The 17,432-nt window shown below is 39.7% G+C and carries 15 protein-coding genes and 2 pseudogenes; 15 read left to right on the forward strand and 2 right to left on the reverse strand.

Annotation, left to right across the window (positions count from 1 at the left end):
- Positions 1-309 precede the first annotated feature (309 nt).
- Positions 310-1,161, reverse strand: coding sequence for a MurR/RpiR family transcriptional regulator (locus tag BU202_RS01670; RefSeq protein WP_075104077.1), 852 nt, complete (start codon positions 1,159-1,161; stop codon positions 310-312).
- 147 nt (positions 1,162-1,308) lie between these two features.
- On the opposite strand from BU202_RS01670, the gene BU202_RS01675 reads away from it, so the two are divergent.
- The 6 genes and pseudogenes from BU202_RS01675 to BU202_RS01700 form a co-directional block, all read left to right on the forward strand.
- Positions 1,309-3,162, forward strand: coding sequence for a beta-glucoside-specific PTS transporter subunit IIABC (locus BU202_RS01675; protein ID WP_075104078.1), 1,854 nt, complete (start codon positions 1,309-1,311; stop codon positions 3,160-3,162).
- 76 nt (positions 3,163-3,238) lie between these two features.
- Positions 3,239-4,666: a 6-phospho-beta-glucosidase gene (locus BU202_RS01680; RefSeq protein WP_075104079.1), complete on the forward strand. Its 1,428-nt coding sequence runs from the start codon at positions 3,239-3,241 to the stop codon at positions 4,664-4,666.
- A gap of 17 nt (positions 4,667-4,683) precedes the next feature.
- Positions 4,684-5,886, forward strand: a complete 1,203-nt coding sequence (locus BU202_RS01685; RefSeq protein WP_075104080.1) for an MFS transporter — start codon at positions 4,684-4,686, stop codon at positions 5,884-5,886.
- An 11-nt stretch (positions 5,887-5,897) separates the two neighbouring features.
- Positions 5,898-6,716 (forward strand): MBL fold metallo-hydrolase, encoded by an 819-nt coding sequence (locus tag BU202_RS01690; protein ID WP_075104081.1) that lies wholly within the window; start codon positions 5,898-5,900, stop codon positions 6,714-6,716.
- Positions 6,717-6,766: 50 nt separating this feature from the next.
- Complete coding sequence (locus BU202_RS01695; RefSeq protein WP_075104082.1) at positions 6,767-7,528, forward strand: carboxymuconolactone decarboxylase family protein; 762 nt, start codon at positions 6,767-6,769, stop codon at positions 7,526-7,528.
- A 91-nt stretch (positions 7,529-7,619) separates the two neighbouring features.
- Positions 7,620-7,799: pseudogene (locus tag BU202_RS01700) on the forward strand (aldo/keto reductase); the annotation flags it as partial.
- A gap of 87 nt (positions 7,800-7,886) precedes the next feature.
- Here BU202_RS01700 and BU202_RS01705 read toward each other — a convergent pair.
- On the reverse strand, positions 7,887-8,774 hold the full coding sequence (locus BU202_RS01705) for a MurR/RpiR family transcriptional regulator (protein ID WP_075104083.1): 888 nt from the start codon (positions 8,772-8,774) through the stop codon (positions 7,887-7,889).
- Between the two features lie 245 nt (positions 8,775-9,019).
- Here BU202_RS01705 and BU202_RS01710 point away from each other — a divergent pair, with 245 nt between their 5' ends.
- The 9 genes and pseudogenes from BU202_RS01710 (at position 9,020) to lacB (ending at position 17,410) form a co-directional block, all read left to right on the forward strand.
- Positions 9,020-10,456, forward strand: a complete 1,437-nt coding sequence (locus BU202_RS01710) for a 6-phospho-beta-glucosidase (protein WP_075104084.1) — start codon at positions 9,020-9,022, stop codon at positions 10,454-10,456.
- 238 nt (positions 10,457-10,694) lie between these two features.
- Entirely contained in the window at positions 10,695-11,012 is a 318-nt protein-coding gene (locus BU202_RS01715) for a PTS cellobiose transporter subunit IIB (RefSeq protein WP_075104085.1), read from the forward strand.
- A 74-nt stretch (positions 11,013-11,086) separates the two neighbouring features.
- Positions 11,087-13,095: pseudogene (locus tag BU202_RS10730) on the forward strand (BglG family transcription antiterminator).
- Positions 13,096-13,098: 3 nt separating this feature from the next.
- Positions 13,099-13,416 (forward strand): PTS cellobiose transporter subunit IIA, encoded by a 318-nt coding sequence (locus tag BU202_RS01725; RefSeq protein WP_075104086.1) that lies wholly within the window; start codon positions 13,099-13,101, stop codon positions 13,414-13,416.
- 21 nt (positions 13,417-13,437) lie between these two features.
- A complete protein-coding gene (locus BU202_RS01730; RefSeq protein ID WP_075104087.1) occupies positions 13,438-13,944 on the forward strand; it encodes a hypothetical protein in 507 nt (168 codons plus the stop codon).
- A 44-nt stretch (positions 13,945-13,988) separates the two neighbouring features.
- Positions 13,989-15,323, forward strand: coding sequence for a PTS cellobiose transporter subunit IIC (celB, locus tag BU202_RS01735; RefSeq protein WP_075104088.1), 1,335 nt, complete (start codon positions 13,989-13,991; stop codon positions 15,321-15,323).
- A 183-nt stretch (positions 15,324-15,506) separates the two neighbouring features.
- The gene (locus BU202_RS01740) at positions 15,507-16,268 is read left to right on the forward strand and encodes a DeoR/GlpR family DNA-binding transcription regulator (RefSeq protein WP_075104089.1); all 762 of its coding nucleotides are present in this window, start codon (positions 15,507-15,509) and stop codon (positions 16,266-16,268) included.
- 188 nt (positions 16,269-16,456) lie between these two features.
- Positions 16,457-16,879 (forward strand): galactose-6-phosphate isomerase subunit LacA, encoded by a 423-nt coding sequence (gene lacA, locus BU202_RS01745; protein WP_075104090.1) that lies wholly within the window; start codon positions 16,457-16,459, stop codon positions 16,877-16,879.
- 15 nt (positions 16,880-16,894) lie between these two features.
- Positions 16,895-17,410, forward strand: a complete 516-nt coding sequence (lacB, locus tag BU202_RS01750) for a galactose-6-phosphate isomerase subunit LacB (protein ID WP_075104091.1) — start codon at positions 16,895-16,897, stop codon at positions 17,408-17,410.
- The last annotated feature ends 22 nt before the right edge of the window (positions 17,411-17,432 follow it).

The raw sequence follows: 17,432 nt of genomic DNA on the forward strand, positions 1-17,432 counted from the left end.
GTTCCATAAGCTACTTTCTAATGTGAGTTTGGTCGCTTTTCATTATAAGTCTTATGGGACTTTTTTGATACTCAAAAAGCCCTATAATCTCCAGGGTGGGTTTACCCACTACAGAAATTATAGAGCCGAAAATAGAGTATACTAGAGATGATAGAGGGAATAAATGACTAATATCATCCAAAATTCCAAGAAATTGAGCAGATGAGCTATTGGGATGATAATGGAGTAAAAGTGCTGATATAGAATATCAACTTGATCAATCGATGTCTATTTTATAGCATAAAAACAAGTATTGTAGTATGAATAAAGTTAGCGGTCTTCTTCCAATTTGCTAGCTAAATTAACTTTCTTTACATAATTTGAGAAAAAATCCTTCTTAAAATAAGTTGCGTAAATTGTGTTGAGGATAAACGATATTGATTTTTCTGTTGAAAAATTTCCGATTTTCTTAAGTTTATCTTCTCTAGTGCATAGTATGAAACTGATATCCGCATATTTTTGTAACAATTCTCCATTCTCACTAGTCAAGGCAATAATTTTGACTTTATTATTTTTTAGAACAGGAAGGTAACGGAGACTTTCAATACTTAGTGAGTTTCCTGAATAAGAAATGATGATAGCAACATCGTCCTCTTGAAGCGAAGAGCTTGTCAATCCGAATTCTCCTGAGTGACTGACCTCGATTACTTTTCCAATTGTTAGCATTTTTCGCTTAAACAGGTAAGCTAGATATTCATTGGGACTTAGGCCAAAGAGAACGACTCTCTTGGCCTTTTTTATGAGTTCAGTAGCGCTATTAAGATGATTAGCATCCATTTTATCAGCCGTATCTTGTATACTTTCTTTTTCAATAGTGGCGATTTTTTGAATGATGGTATCAATATCATCATCTTGATTAAAGGGAAGATTGTGGTCAATATCAGAATAGTGAGTATCTGAGTAATAACGTTCAGATAATAAGGCAGGAAGAAAATCAGTCCATCCTTTATAGCCAAGTGACTGGGCAAATCTAACGACGCTGGCCTTAGAGGTGAAACTAGCATTGGCGATGTCGTCTAGAGATAATTGTTCTATCTGATGAAGATTGCTCAATATACAGTTGGCAATAGCAGATTTTGAAGATTGTCTTGATTGAGCTAGCAGTTTTAAATCCTTTAACATTTCATCTCCTTATTTCACTCTATTTCATAATTTCTAAGAATGATGACTATTTTTGAAATCGTATTCCAAGTTTATCAAAATGGATAGTAATTGTCCAATTGAAGCGCTATACTTAATTCAAAAAGTAAAAGAACAAGGGAGTCAGCTATGTCAAAAAAATACCAAGATTTGGCTAAAAATATTGTAGACTTGTTAGGTGGTAAAGAGAATGTCGTAGATGTTTATCACTGTCAAACTCGTTTACGGTTTAAGCTAGAAGATTCTTCTAAGGTACAGAAAGTCGAACTAGAAAATCTTGACGGTGTGAGTATGTATATCGTAAATGCAGGTGTTCACCAAGTAGTGATTGGTACACATGTTAAGGATGTTTACGAAGAAATTTCACCACTTATTCAAGCGAAGACTGAAATGGGAGCATCAGAAGAAAACACGCCCATTATTCAACGGATTATTGATTTCATTGCCGGTGCTTTTCAGCCAGTTATCCCAGCCTTATCTGGTGCAGGTATGGTTAAGGCAGTTCTAGCGCTTTTGATGGTCTTTAAGATCATCGAAAACACTTCGCAGACCTATGTTATGTTGAACACTTTTGCGGATGGAGTATTCTATTTTCTACCGCTCATTCTCGCATTTACAACTGCACAGAAATTAAAAGCGAATCCGATTCTAGCTACAGGTGTTGTTGCTATGATGCTACATCCAAATTGGATAAATTTTGTTGCAACAGGTGAACCCGTTCGATTTTTTGGAATTGTACCATTTACACTAGCGACTTATACTTCATCGGTCATTCCGGCCATTATTGTTGTGTTTGTTCAATCGTATATTGAAAAATTCTTTAATCGAATGATTCCAAAGTCAGTTGAACTAGTCTTTGTTCCAATGCTAACTTTCTTAGTTATGGGAACACTAGCGTTTTCAGTTTTAGGACCAATTGGTGCTCTGCTTGGCCAGGGATTAGCGGTTGTGTTTACGTATTTGGCAGAAAATATCAGTTGGTTACCTGCTGTTCTAATCGGTAGCTTACTTCCTGTCATGGTGATGTTTGGTATCCATAATGGGATTGCGCCGCTTGGTGTCATGCAGATGGCACAATTGGGGTATGATAGTATTTTTGGACCTGGTGCACTTTGTTCTAATATGGCTCAAGCAACAGCCTCTGCAGTTGTTGCTTATAGAACAAAAGATAAAAAGATGAAACAGCTTGCGACATCAGGTGCTATCACTGGTTATATGGGAATTACTGAACCTATTTTGTATGGTGTAAGCCTTCCGAAAAAATATCCACTCTATGCTTCTATGATTGGTGGTGGGTTAGGCGGTCTCTATGCAGGAATTATGGGTGTTCATCGCTTTGCAACAGGTTCATCAGGACTACCAGCAGTGCTCCTTTATATTGGTGATGATACGATGGAATTTTTCATCAATATCATCATTGCCATGATGATTACTGTTATATCTACTGCTATCATAACGTATTTCTTATCATTCCGTTTTGAAAAAGACGATGTTGTTAGTGAAGTTCCAGAAAAAGCAATTACTGTAAAAGATGAGATTGTATTGAATCCAATTGAAGGTACCGTTATTCCTCTTACTAATGTAGATGATGCTGTTTTTGCTTCTGAGGCTTTGGGGAAAGGATTCGCAGTAGAACCGATTGGTGAATTGGTAACAGCCCCATTTAGTGGTAAGGTTGTGACAGTATTTCCAACGAAGCATGCAATCGGACTTGTATCTGATAGTGGTGTAGAATTACTTATTCATATCGGATTGAATACTGTTGAATTAAATGGTAGATTCTTTGAGACCTATGTTTCAGAGGGAGATTGCATTGTTTCAGGACAAAAATTGGTTAGCTTTGAACTTGATAAAATGAAAGAAGCAGGATTTGGAACACAAATTCCGATTGTGGTGACCAATACAAATCATTATTCAGAAATTGAATTGCTAAAAGAAGGAGATACTCCAAATGGAGAACCAGCTTTGAGTGTACACATCTAAAAAATGAAGCGATAAAATCTTCTCTATCGTAACTGTTAGAGGAATTCTAATGAGTATCTAGAAAGGAAGTAATAAGATGGCATTGCCTAAAGATTTTTTGTGGGGAGGAGCAACTGCTGCAAATCAAGCAGAAGGTGGTATACTTGAAGGAGGTCGTGGCTTAACGAATACAGATTTAATGCCTAGCGGGAACGACCGAAAGGCAATTGCTTTTGGAACATTGAATAATTTGGAGAGACGGTCAGATTATTTTTATCCGAGTGAAGTAGCTATTGATATGTATCATCATTATATAGATGACATACAACTACTGGCTCAAATGGGATTGAAAGTCTATCGGATGTCACTCTCTTGGACACGTATTTTTCCAAATGGCGATGATGAGAATCCAAACGAAGAAGGACTCCTTTTCTATGAAAGAATCTTTAAAGAACTAAAAAAACATGGAATAAAGCCTTTAGTTACTTTGGCACATTTTGATGTACCAGTTGCTTTAATAAAAAAATATGGTGGTTGGCGTGACCGTCGAATGGTAGATGCGTATGTGAATTATGCGACAACGGTATTCTCTAGATACAAAGGTTTGGTTAACCATTGGTTGACAATCAACGAAATCAATATTCTACTCCATCAGCCCTTTGTTGGCGGAGGGTTGACCTTTGAAGAAAGTGATAATGTTGAAGAATTAAAATATCAGGCAGCTCATCACCAATTAGTCTCATCTGCGCTTGCGACAAAAATTGCCCACGAGATTGATGAACATAATCTAGTTGGTTGTATGCTAGCAGGTGGAAGTCACTATCCTTATACCTGTCGCCCTAAAGATTATTTGGAAGCTATTCACCGTGATAATGGCGAATATTTCTTTATTGATGTTCAGGCGCGTGGTTATTATCCTCGATATGCCTTGAAAAAATTTGAACGGGAAGGTATACACATTCAGATGAATACTAAGGATGAGCAGATTTTGAGGGATAATACCGTTGACTTTGTATCCTTCTCTTATTATTGTTCTCGCACAGTTTCAGGATATGATGAGGATTATACAAGAACTACAGGCAACCTCTTCAAATCAATTAAAAATCCGAATTTGGCATCGACAGAATGGGGCTGGCAGATTGATCCACTTGGTTTGCGCTCATCTCTTAATATGCTTTATAATCGCTATCAGAAACCACTGTTTATCGTTGAAAATGGTTTAGGGGCATCTGATAATCCTAATGAAGATGGCTATGTAGAGGATGATTACCGCATAGACTATACTCGCCAGCATATTGAGGCATTTAAGGATGCCGTGGAGATTGATGGGGTTGAGTTGATGGGATATACGACATGGGGAATACTGGATGTTACAGCAGCCTCAACTGGTCAGATGAGTAAACGCTATGGTTTTATCTATGTAGACCGTGATGACAAAGGAAAAGGAAGTTTAAGACGGATTCCGAAAAAATCTTATTATTGGTATAAAAAAGTCATTGCTAGTAATGGTGAGGTGTTAGAATAAAGATAGGAGGGGAAAATATGCCTAACTGCCATAAATCATGGAAAGTATTAGCTGTTTTATGTGGCCTTGCTGCAGCAGCTATTGGGATTTCAATCAATACCTCAGGAGTTTTTTACTCAATTGTTTCAGAAGATTTGGGTATTTTACGAGGAGCATTCTCGTTTCATATGACGATATTTTCCTTGGTAACCGCGGTCAGCGCGCTATTTGTTCCGATGTTGATCAATACATTTCCGTTTAAACGATTTTTATCAATTGCAGTTTTAATAGCTGTTCTAGGAACTGGACTAATGGCAGTCTCTCATCAGCTTTGGCAGTTTTATTTCTTGGGTGCCCTTCGGGGATTTTCAACGGGGATGTTTTCTATTCTTACGATAACACTCATTATCAATCATTGGTTTATAGAAAAGAATGGCTTAGCAACCAGTGTTGCTTTAGGATTTTCTGGAATTATGGGTGCAGTTTTTTCGCCTGTTTTTTCCCAGTTGATTGTTCACATTGGTTGGAGGGGAGCCTATGTGGCAGAAGCAGCACTCATTCTTCTACTTTGTTTGCCTGCCATACTCTATTCTTTTACAATCAGACCTCAAGATGAGGGGCTTAAAGCTTATGGCGGTATACAGAAATCTGAAGAGGAAACTGTTCGAGAAACGAGCAGAGCTATAGGTATTCATTTATGTGGGGTATTGCTATTTGCCATTATGATAGGGTTTGTTTCTAGTATGACTCAGCACCTACCTGGCTACGCTGAAAGCATTGGTTTGTCAGTGACTTTAGGAGCTGGCCTTCTTTCGATGGGAATGTTAGGGAACATTATCTCAAAGTTAATCATCGGAGCACTCAGTGATTTTCTTGGTCCGTTGAAAGCTACTCTTATTTTGCTTGTCATTACCCTGATAGGAACTATATTGTTAATTCAAGGGTACTCATCTTTCTTATTACTGGTTGCGGCTTTCTTTTTCGGTTCATGTTATGGGCTGGGTAGCGTTTCTATTGCTCTTGTAACACGCGAAATTTTTGGAGACAAGAACTATGTTAAAATATTTCCAATTATTTCATTTGCAGGAAATGTAGGTGCAGCTCTCGCTTTTTCAGCCATTGGTTATATTTATGATTTCACGTCCAGCTATCTTTCTGCCCTTTTCTTGCTACTTATTTTACTGATAGCAAGTACGTTCAGCTTAGTTATTGCTTTTTACGTTTCGAAAAAATACAAATAAAGGAGCATTCTATGAAAATTTCATTTAGTAAAAATGGCCAAGCGATGCCATTTACGACAGAAGCCATTGATCAAACGGCTTTTGAACAACTCAATCACACGGAAATTCGTTGGTTGGGAAATGCCAGCATTCTCATTAACAGTCGAGGACGAGTCATTTTAATCGATCCTCTTCTAGATGGATTTGATATGCCTCTTTTGATTGATATGCCTATCAATAGCAAGGATATTCCTAGAGCTGATGCCTTGCTGATTAGTCATATTGATGGGGATCACTTGAATTTTGAAACATTGGAAAATATCAAGCATGTGACAAAGGCTTATTACGCACCGCCTTATGTTTCAGATGTTATGACGGAAAAAGGATACCCGACACAGACTTGTTTGCTGAATGAGCCCTTCTCCATTGAGGATATCAAGGTTACTCCGACCCCAACCAAGCATAACTGGCAGAGTGAGTTGGAGAAATACAATTACCGCGAATGGAAAGAAGAGGAATATGTTGGTTACTGGATGGAAACACCAGATGGAACCATTTGGCTACCAAGTGATTCTCGACTGCTTTCAGAGCATTTAACGATGCCTGAGCCAGATGTGATTTTGTTTGATTTTAGTGATAATGACTGGCATATTACCTATGATGGTGCGGTTAAATTGGCCAATACTTATCCAAATTCAGAGCTTATTTGCATTCATTGGGGAAGTGTTGATGCAGCGGATTGGACACCGTTTAATGGCAATCCAGAAAGATTGTTAAAAGACGTGGTCAATCCAGAAAGAGTTCATGCCCTAAATGTTGGTCAAGCATTTGTCTTAAAAGAAGAAGCATAAAACAATCAGACAACTGACATCGACTATGTACGTTACAGGAGGATTTTATCATGGCAGAAAAAATAGTACAAACAGCTGGAAGAGATATGCTTGGGGACTTTGCTCCTCTGTTTGCCTATCTAAATGACGATATTTTATTTGGTAAAGTATGGAATGATGATGCACTTGACTTAAAAACTCGGTCTATGATTACAGTTGTATCCCTGATGGCTTCAGGGATTACAGATACTTCACTCCTTTACCATTTGGAAAATATGAAGAAACAAGGCGTTTCAAGAGAAGAAGCTGCGGCTATCATTACTCACGTGGCCATGTATGTGGGTTGGCCAAAAGCATGGGCTGTTTTTCGCTTAGCAAAAGAGATTTGGCAGGAAAACGACTCGAAAAATACAGCAAAAGATGCCTATGAAGCATCACTCTTTTTCCCAATTGGTCAGCCAAATGATGCTTATGCCCAGTATTTTAGCGGGCAGAGTTTTCTAGCGCCCCTTTCACAGCATCAAGTTGCTATCTATAACGTTACATTTGAGCCATCTTGTCGAAACAACTGGCATATCCACCATGCCTCAACAGGCGGAGGACAAATCTTGGTGTGTGTAGGTGGAAAAGGCTGCTATCAAGAGTGGGGAAAAGAACCAGTAGAAATGATGCCAGGTACAGTCATCAATATTCCTGCAAATGTCAAACATTGGCATGGTGCTGCTCCAGATTCGTGGTTTTCTCATCTAGCAATGGAAGTAGCAGGAGAAAACACGAGCACTGAGTGGTTAGAACCTGTGAGGGATGTTGACTATTTAGAGGCCATTAAATAATACAGAATTTTGCCTATTTTGGCTTGACTTAGAGTGTACTCTAAAATCTAGAATAGAAGGATGTAAACTTATAAACTAGTGGAGGTCGCTGATGGAATACACAAAATTGGGAAATACAGGTCTTGAAGTGTCAAAATGATGTCTTGCTTGCATGAGTTTTGGCGATTCTAGCCTTGGCTTTCATTCTGGCTGGCTTCTTGATGAAGAAAAATCACATGCCATTATCAAAAAAGCGCTCGATTTGGGCATTAACTTCTTTGATGCCGCCAATGTATCGTTTTGATTGTAGACCACTTCATTATTCTCAAAAGTAAAGCACCAGCCTATTTGGTGGTACATGATCATTCTATCGTTCTCTTTACTCGCTCCGTGTTTCTTCCATAATTTTTGAAGAGGCCTGACGATTGGCTTCAATATAAGAAGCGGCCTCGATTTTAAATGAAAGATTTTCGTCGTAATTGAGGGCAAAAATGCCTGAGTAGAGCAGGTCTAGCAAATACAGAATCGACTCATCGGTCGTAAAGGTTGCGATTTTCGAGTAGAGCTTTTCTTTGGTCGAAATAAACAAGCGGCAATCAGTTAAGCGAGAAATCGAACTTTCTCCAATACTAGTAAGTAGGATGATGGGGATGTTGCGGCGATGTAAAATCGTTGCAATTCGGAGCAATGAGGTAGTCTCGCCCGAATAGGAAATCAGAAGAGCACAGGAGTTAGGAAAGGCTTGATAGGCATCGAAGTATTGTTCCCCAGCTAACGAATGGACACGGACATCTTTACGAATACGGCTCATTTTTTGTTGGAAGGTGAGCGGGAGCAGATTATTATTGCTCGTTGCAAAGACATGGATTGTTTGCGACTCAGCAAGAGTCCGAATCGCTTTGTTTAGGGTTTTATAGGAAAGGAGTGATTGAGTATCGTCAATGGCTTCTTTTTTTAACGTTGCTAGCTGGTGACTAATTTCTTGGATATTATCGCTCTTTTGAAATGGAATATTGGCATTGATTTGTGAAATTGTGCGATTGAGGTAGGTCAGTTCTTTTATGAAAGCTACTTTAAACTCTTGCCAGCCTGAAAATCCTAATTTTTGAGCGGTTCTGACAAGAGTAGATTTAGATGAGAATGTGGCGCTTGCAATCTCTGCTGTTGTTTGATGTTCAATGTTTAATTTCTTGTCTAAAATGTAGTCAATCACCGCTTGTTCACTGTTGGAAAATGTTTGGTATTCGATTTTTTCAATCAGTAGCATGAGTTTCCTTTCTTGAGTTGGTTTTATCGTTTGAAACGATGTTCTTTATTTTTCGATGATTTTTTATGAATTTTGAGAACACTGTTCCAAGTTGATGAAATGTCATTTAAAACCATTATAACAAATGGTAAGCTAAAATTGTCAATAAAAAGAAATAAGTATAGTGTTGAACGAACTTATAATGGATGTTTAGGAAGCACTCTAGTGCTTGACAGACAGCCAAGATGAGATAGAAGGAGTAACAAATGACTTTTCCAAAAAATTTCCTCTGGGGCGGTGCTTTGGCAGCCCATCAATTTGAAGGCGGAGTTCTTGAGACAACGAAGGGACTCAGTGTAGCTGATGTGATGACAGCGGGTGCCCATGGTGTACCACGTAAGATTACAGACGGTGTCGTTGAAGGCTATTATTATCCTAACCATGTAGGAATTGATTTTTATCATCGTTACAAGGAAGATATCGCTATGTTTGCAGACATGGGCTTCAAGTGTTTCCGAACCTCGATTGCTTGGTCCCGTATTTTTCCGACAGGATTTGAAACAACGCCTGACGAAGAAGGATTGCAATTCTATGACGATGTCTTTGACGAACTCCTCAAATATGGAATTGAGCCAGTCATTACTCTATCGCATTTTGAGATGCCGTACGAGCTGGCTAAGAAAAATGGCGGCTTTATGAGCCGTGATACGGTCGACCAATTTGTCAAGTTTGCAGAAGTGGTCTTCAAACGCTACAAGAACAAGGTCAAATACTGGATGACCTTTAATGAAATCAATAATCAGATGAACTACCACAATGACATTTTTGGTTGGACTAATTCAGGGGCTCATTTTAACGATTATGAAAATCCTGAAGAGGCTATGTATATCTGTGGTCACCATACTCTTGTTGCATCCGCAAAAGCAGTAGCAATTGGGAAACAAATCAATCCGGAATTCCAAATTGGGAATATGATTGCCATGGTGCCGATTTATCCTTATTCATGCCGACCAGAAGATATTCTCTTGGCAAATCAAGCCATGCATGACCGCTGGTTCTTCTGTGATGTGCAAGTACGTGGTCACTACCCAGCTTATGCCCTCAAGATGTTTGAACGCAAGGGCTTCCAGATTCCGATTACCGAAGAAGATAAGGCAGTCTTAGCTGCAGGAACAGTTGACTATATTGGCTTTAGTTACTATATGAGTAATGTTGTCGATTCTCAGAAAGAGCAGAGCAATGTCTCAGAAGCAATCGAGGCTTCCAATCCTTATAGTGTGGTCAATCCTTTCATTAAGGCTTCTGACTGGGGCTGGGCGATTGACCCTGTTGGCTTGCGCTATGCGCTCAATGCTTTCTACGAACGCTATGAAAAGCCACTCTTTATCGTAGAAAACGGATTTGGTGCGATTGATGTCAAGGAAGAAGATGGATTCGTTCATGACGGATACCGCATCGATTATCTGCGCAGCCATATTCAAGAAATGGAAAAAGCTATCAATGAAGACGGCGTAGAACTGTGGGGTTATACTCCTTGGGGCTGTATAGACTGTGTGTCCTTTACAACTGGGGAGATGAAAAAACGCTACGGCTTCATCTATGTAGATCGTGACAATGAAGGCAATGGTACGCTGGAACGTTCCAAAAAAGATTCGTATGACTGGTACAAACAAGTCATCGCAAGTAACGGTGAACAACTATAAGATAAAGAATAAGATTCAAAAATCTCTAGTGCAATTGTCATCGTTATGAGATAATAAATGGGAGTAGGAGTTCAGAAGATTTCGTCAATCTTCTGGCTCTTACTCCCTTTTTAAATAGGAGCATGCAATTCATTTCCTAATCAATACGGAAAAAATCTACATGTACAAACTTTTGTTCTTATCTTATAATCGGAATGTAAGCAGTTACATTATCAAATTATAGAAGAGGAATCTTATTATGACAAAAACAGCTTTAATTATTTGTGCAGGTGGAATGTCTTCATCTCTTATCGCGAAAAAAACCATGACTCTCTTACAGGAGCAGGGAGTGGATGTTTTTATGGATGCGCGTGGTGTTCCAGAAGGAACACGAGAAATTCAAGCAGATAAGTTTGACCTGTATCTCGTTAGCCCACAAACAAAAATGAACTTCAACCAGTTGGCGGATGCAGCTGCGAAATTTAACAAACCAGTTGTTCAAATTCCACCACAAGCCTATATTCCAATCCCAATGGGAATTGAAAAAATGGCAGCCTTGGTCAAAGAACATATCTAATATAGAAAGAAAATAATCCATTTTTGTAGTCCTTTGAAACAGTACCAAGGATTCAGATTAGACGGGAGGCGCCATTGTTCCAACCGAAAGAAAAATTATTACTTTTTTATTTGATAAAGCACAAAGAAAGGTTTGTGACGAGCCGTGATATTGCTGCCTACTTGGAGTGTTCAGATAGGACTGTACGGACCTACTACAAGACGATTGCAGCTGTTTTAGCTGATTATCCAGGAGTTGATTTGGTGGCAAAGCAGGGGCAGGGCTACTGTTTGACGGTGAGTGATTATCATCAATTTCAAACGTTTTTGGAAGAGGCTCAATTGGAAAAGAGCCAATTTGACCATGAACCAAAACTAGCCATCGATGAGCGACAGTCCTACATTCTCAACAAATTATTATTTGAACAAAACGATGTCTATTTTGATGATTTGGTGGAGGAATTTTTTGTCAGTAGGTCAACCCTATCAAACGATTTCAAAAAGATTCGCCAGCAATTACAGCCCTATGAGTTGAAGGTTGAAAGTAAGGCCAATAAGGGAGTCTACATTTCTGGAACAGAGCGTAACAAGAGACGTTTCATTATGGACTACTTTTTTGGAAATATCTTTGCTAATACCTTATACCAATATGTGGACAGTCAGCTCTTCCATGAAAAAGTCAGCTTTGAAGAATTGATGATGATTGTCCTTGAGGAATGTCGAAGAGGGGAGCTAACTCTCTCAGATTTTGTCTTGCAAAATCTAGTCATTCATATTGCGCTCGCGCTGCGTCGTATTGCTGAAGGCTTCAAAATCAACAAAGTGGAGCAAGTAGAGGCCTTAAGAGGTTCTCAGAGTCGAAAGATTGCAGAACAAATTCTCAAGCGAGTGTCCGCCTCAACTGGTATGGACATTCCTCCTGAAGAAATTGACTATATCACACTTCACTTGGTTGCCAAAAGGAACGGCTTGGAAGATGAAGAAAAGTATCCATTGATTTTGAACAACAAGTGAGGGCAGAACTGTTAGAGGCAATTGCCCAGTGCGGTGGTGACCTAGCCCCAGCCTTCCAACAAGACTTTCAATTAATCGAGAGCCTACTTGTTCACCTCAAGACCTTGTTGATTCGTCTAGAAAATGAGATTGTCTTGGAAAATCCCTTGTTAACTGATATTAAAACAGACTATGGAGCTAGCCTTGAAATGTCGCGTCAGATGATGCTTTCCATGCCTAGCTTTTGCTCCTATACTTTATCAGATGACGAATTGGCCTATATCGCTCTCCATTTTCTAGCGTCTTCTGAGCGTTTAAAAGAAAATCGCAAACCTAAATACAACATTTTGGTCATTTGTGCAACAGGTTATGGCAGTGCACAGCTGCTGAGAAATCGTATTGAAAAGGAGCTTGGTGATGCCGTATCCATTGTAGACGTCATCGGCTACTATGACATCAATGATAAGATTTTGGAGAATATTGATTTTATCATCTCTTCTATTGATCTCTCAAAGAATATCTTTACGATTCCAGTCTATACGGTGTCTGTCTTTTTCAAGGATGAAGAAGTTCGGATGATTCAGCAGGCCATTAAAGAACTAGGCGGTGAAAGAGCAGGTCATCCTCTGACTCAAACCATTTCGTCCCAGCAGTACGAAGCCTTGTTTGACGAATATCTCTCACCAAACTATTTCTTTGTGTACGAGAAGATTGACAAAGAGAGTTTGTTGCAAGAACTAGTCGAGGCTCTTTCGTACCAAGAAGATGAGCATTATGCTCTTACTTTTAAAAAGTTGATTGAGCAACGTGAGAGTATGAGTACAGTCGTGTTTAGTGAACACATTGCAGTCCCGCATCCTATTCAACCGATTGGGCACCATCATCGAATGGCTGTTGCTATCGTCAAAGAGGGGATGTATTGGAGTACAGACTATCCAGCCATTCAATTGGTTTTCCTGCCCTCTTTATCTGTCTATGGTAATGAAGGACTGGAACATCTTACTAAATTAATTGTCAACTTGGTGGATAAACCTAACATACAACGTGAATTAGTCAAATGTGCATCATTTGATGACTTCAAGAAAATCTTTTTATCGATAGGAGAAAAATAGTTTATGGATACAGAAGCATTGCAGGTTGCTGCCTTTGAAATTATTTTAAATAGCGGCAATGCGAGAACGATTGTTCATGAGAGTTTTGCAGATATGCGAAACGGTGACTATGAACAGGCGGCTGAAAAACTAGCTCAAGCCAATGACGAATTATTATTGGCTCACCAAGCGCAAACCAAGCTATTACATGAGTATGCAAATGGTACCGAGATTAAAATTGAGATTATCATGGTACACGCGCAGGATCATTTGATGACCTCTATGACATTACGAGAAGTAGCCCTTGAAATGTTAGAACTCTATAAAAAAGTAGGAGACTAATTCAAGGTTAGAAAGGTTCATATGACTGAAAAAGAAAAACAAGAATTGGAACAACGCAGAAGAGAACATGCAATCACGAGTTTGTATTATAACCGCTACCTACTCGTCCGCTATGCAACTGCCTTGTCCTTGTTTCTTTATCTCTATTGGACACTGATGTTGTATCTGGGCAAGTCGCCCTTTTACATAATGGTGCTTCCTTTAGCCTTGCTTCTCTTTAGTGGACTTTCTATGTGGGAAATGGCGAAAATGTACACCCGTGAACAACCGTCACCAAAAGTGACAATCTCATTTTATAAGGTCGTGCTCGGGACGAATTTTTTAGTGATTGCCCTGTGTCTTGCGCAACAATCTAGTTTGCTTTTCCCGCTATTTCGAACCTCAGTAACCAGTTTGGCAATCATTATTGGTGGTCATCTGTTAGCTAGCCTGGGCGTTATCGGGATTTTATTCCGCCTCAAGCGTATTGAAGCAAAACAGGACAAGCAGTTCCTGCGGATTAAGACCTACTTATCGTCCATTACTTAACTTACCAACATTTTAAAAAACTATAAAAAGGAGGAGATGCTAAAATGTTTGGATTTTTAGAAAAATATATCATGGGTCCCATGGCGAAGGTATCAACTTTCCGCCCAGTCCGGGCCATTGTAGCAGCCGGAACGGCTTCTATCCCGCTGACAATTGTAGGGTCAGCCTTCTTGGTACTTGGCGTATTGCCACAAGCCTTTCCAATCCTAGCAGGGATTTGGGCAGCGTCGTTTGATAAATTTGTAGCCTTGACAATCTTTGCCTATAAGTGTTCAATGGGGATTCTATCTCTCTACTTTGCTCTGATTATTGGTTATGAATATACGAAGATTTATGCCGAAGAAGAAGAATTGAACCTAAATCCGCTAAATGGTGGTCTTTTATCCGTCTTTGCTTTCTTCATGACTATTCCAGAAATCATCTGGAAAGACGGAATGATGGCAACTGTTACGGGTGATACAACAATCGGTGGCTGGACTGTCGGTGGCGATAGCTTGGCTCGACTTTCTACTTCAGGGCTTTTTACAGCGATTTTGATGTCTATTCTTGCAGTTCAACTCTATCGTCTCTGCGTGAAAAATAACTGGGTCGTGAAAATGCCAGAAGCAGTTCCAGAAGGAGTATCTCGTTCATTTACAGCGCTTATTCCAGCCTTTATTGTAGCTGTTGCTGTTCTATTGATTCAACTTGTCTTTATCTCACTAGGGACAGACATCTATAAAGTGGTTGCCATTCCATTTGGTTTTGTAACTCAGATTACCAATACGCTACCTGGACTCTTACTCATTTACTTCCTCGTCCATGCCTTGTGGTTGGTAGGTATCCATGGTGCCAACATCGTTATGGGACTTGTAAACCCTATCTTATTGGCTAACATGGCTTCAAACGTTGATGGAAAATTCTTTATCGCTGCCGGTGAGTTTACTAATGCCTACGTTACTGTCGGAGGTTCTGGAGCAACTCTTGTTCTTGCCTTGCTTATGGCGTTTACAGCACGTTCAGAACAGTTGAAACTATTAGGCCGTGCTTCATTAGGTCCTGCAATTTTCAATATCAACGAGCCAATTATCTTCGGTCTTCCGATTGTATATAACCCGAATTTGGCACTTCCGTTCCTACTTGCACCATTGGCATCTACAACCATTGCCTACCTAGGAATTCAAGTTGGATTTGCAGGTAAAGCTATTGTACAAACACCATGGCCAACTCCAGCAGGATTTGGTGCCTTTATCGGAGCTGGTGGAGATATTAAAGCAGGAATCCTTGCGATTGTCTGTGTCTTGGCAGCAGGTGCCATCTGGTTCCCATTCTTCAAAGCTTATGATAATAAACTGTTGAAAGAAGAACAAGAACTTGCAGACTCAAAAGCAGTTTCATAATCTCATTTCTAACGCAAGCAAATAGGCTGGACTTTGTGCCAGCTTTTTTGTATCTTGCAAGGATAGTCTAGAAGTCGTACATCCTTTTGATTTCTCCCCAATCAAACACTCTATGTTGTTTTTTTCAACATTTTCATCAAAATTTGGTATAATACAGTTAGAAAAATGAAAAAGGGGTAAGAGATGAACAAGCAGGAACGGTTGGAAGAAATTACACGATTGGTTCATAAAAGAGGAACCATCCGCATTTCAGAGATTGTCGATTTGCTAAATGTGACGGACATGACTGTCCGAAGAGACTTCAGCGAGCTGGAACACAAGGGAGTGTTAACCAAGATTCATGGTGGCGCGAGAAGCAACAAAGCCTTTCAGTTGAGGGAATTTTCTCATTCAGAAAAGCATGTTCAAAATATTGAAACCAAGCGAGCTATTGCTGCAACAGCAGCCGGTCTGATCGAAGATGGTGATACGATTTTCTTGGGGCCAGGTACAACTGTTGCCTGTCTTGCAGAGGCTATTAGCAATTCGAAACTCACAGTGATTACCAATTGTCTCCCTATTTTTACCATCTTATCTCAGAAGAAATCAGAAGATTTTCAGGTCTTTCTTCTTGGCGGTGAATGGCGCCAAGTGACCGAATCCTTTGTGGGAGAGATGACCAATACAGTCCTAGAAAAGATGCACTTTAGTAAGATGTTTTTTAGCGGCAATGCGGTCAAAGGTAATGACATCATGACCTCTACTCTGACAGAAGCCTACACTCAGCAGCTCGCCTTGAAGCATTCCTTAGAGAAATATCTGCTGATTGATGCTAGTAAAATCGGTAAAGAAGATTTTACCACGTTTTGCCAATTAAAAGATGTCACCGCAGTGATTAGTGATCACTTGACAGACGAAGAGCAGTACCGCTATTTGACAGCCTATACAGAAGTGATTAGTGAATAATGTTTGAAAAACAGCGATTTAAAAAAATCTGCTGTTTTTTTGTCGCATTTCTCAACAAAAATCGAACAAAATATGTTGACTTGGTGTTGGGTTTTGTGTATAATACAAACATAAAAGCGAACTGCTTTTAACTGTTTTGCAAAACATTTTTTTCCGGAAAACGAAACAAGACACACAAGGAGAAAACAATGACAATTATTATCGGTGCTGATCCAGCAGGAGAAAAACTCAAAAACGTTCTTCATCATTTTCTTGTTGAACTAGGCTACTCAGTGCTTGATGTGAGCAGTGGCAAGGACTTTGTCGATACCACTTTAGCGATTGCACAAGAAGTGAATAGACAAGAGGGCAATCTCGGCATTGCAATCGATGCTTATGGTGTTGGTTCGTTTATGACAGCAACAAAAATCAAAGGCATGATTGCAGCAGAAGTCTCAGATGAGCGCTCTGCCTACATGACACGTGGTCACAATAATTCTCGTATCATTACCCTCGGTAGCGAGATTGTTGGGGAAGGTTTGGCAAAAAATATCGTGAAAGGATTTGTAGAAGGTGTCTATGACGGTGGTCGCCACCAAATCCGTGTCGATATGCTGAATAAAATGTGTTAGAAAGAGGAGAAAAAGATGAAAATTGCAGTTGGATGCGATCATATTGTAACCTACGAAAAAATCGCAGTGGTCAATTATTTAAAAAATCAAGGCTATGAAGTCCTAGATTGTGGGACTTACGATAGTGTCAGAACCCACTACCCTATCTTCGGGAAAAAAGTCGGAGAAGCAGTTGTCAGCGGTGAAGCTGACTTGGGTATCTGTATCTGTGGGACAGGTGTTGGAATCAATAACGCTGTAAACAAGGTACCAGGTGTTCGTTCAGCACTCGTCAGAGATATGACATCAGCGCTCTACGCCAAAACAGAGTTAAATGCCAATGTCATTGGTTTTGGTGCCAAAGTGACAGGTGAATTGTTGATGTGCGACATCATTGATGCCTTTATCCAAGCAGAGTATCAACCAACGGCTGAAAATCAAGCCTTAATTGAGAAATTAGCTAAAATTGAAACGATCAATCAAGAGCAAACAGATAGCGCCTTCTTTGACGAATTCATTGAAAAATGGAACCGTGGTGAGTACCACGATTAGGCCTAGAAGTAGATAGGTGGAA

The sequence above is a fragment of the Streptococcus cuniculi genome, assembly GCF_001921845.1.
Classification (GTDB): domain Bacteria; phylum Bacillota; class Bacilli; order Lactobacillales; family Streptococcaceae; genus Streptococcus; species Streptococcus cuniculi.

Coding starts and splice junctions, on each gene's coding strand:
- BU202_RS01670 (WP_075104077.1), bottom strand. CDS start 1,161: ATGTTAAAGGATTTAAAACTGCTAGCTCAATCAAGACAATCTTCAAAA.
- BU202_RS01675 (WP_075104078.1), top strand. CDS start 1,309: ATGTCAAAAAAATACCAAGATTTGGCTAAAAATATTGTAGACTTGTTA.
- BU202_RS01680 (WP_075104079.1), top strand. CDS start 3,239: ATGGCATTGCCTAAAGATTTTTTGTGGGGAGGAGCAACTGCTGCAAAT.
- BU202_RS01685 (WP_075104080.1), top strand. CDS start 4,684: ATGCCTAACTGCCATAAATCATGGAAAGTATTAGCTGTTTTATGTGGC.
- BU202_RS01690 (WP_075104081.1), top strand. CDS start 5,898: ATGAAAATTTCATTTAGTAAAAATGGCCAAGCGATGCCATTTACGACA.
- BU202_RS01695 (WP_075104082.1), top strand. CDS start 6,767: ATGGCAGAAAAAATAGTACAAACAGCTGGAAGAGATATGCTTGGGGAC.
- BU202_RS01705 (WP_075104083.1), bottom strand. CDS start 8,774: ATGCTACTGATTGAAAAAATCGAATACCAAACATTTTCCAACAGTGAA.
- BU202_RS01710 (WP_075104084.1), top strand. CDS start 9,020: ATGACTTTTCCAAAAAATTTCCTCTGGGGCGGTGCTTTGGCAGCCCAT.
- BU202_RS01715 (WP_075104085.1), top strand. CDS start 10,695: ATGACAAAAACAGCTTTAATTATTTGTGCAGGTGGAATGTCTTCATCT.
- BU202_RS01725 (WP_075104086.1), top strand. CDS start 13,099: ATGGATACAGAAGCATTGCAGGTTGCTGCCTTTGAAATTATTTTAAAT.
- BU202_RS01730 (WP_075104087.1), top strand. CDS start 13,438: ATGACTGAAAAAGAAAAACAAGAATTGGAACAACGCAGAAGAGAACAT.
- celB (WP_075104088.1), top strand. CDS start 13,989: ATGTTTGGATTTTTAGAAAAATATATCATGGGTCCCATGGCGAAGGTA.
- BU202_RS01740 (WP_075104089.1), top strand. CDS start 15,507: ATGAACAAGCAGGAACGGTTGGAAGAAATTACACGATTGGTTCATAAA.
- lacA (WP_075104090.1), top strand. CDS start 16,457: ATGACAATTATTATCGGTGCTGATCCAGCAGGAGAAAAACTCAAAAAC.
- lacB (WP_075104091.1), top strand. CDS start 16,895: ATGAAAATTGCAGTTGGATGCGATCATATTGTAACCTACGAAAAAATC.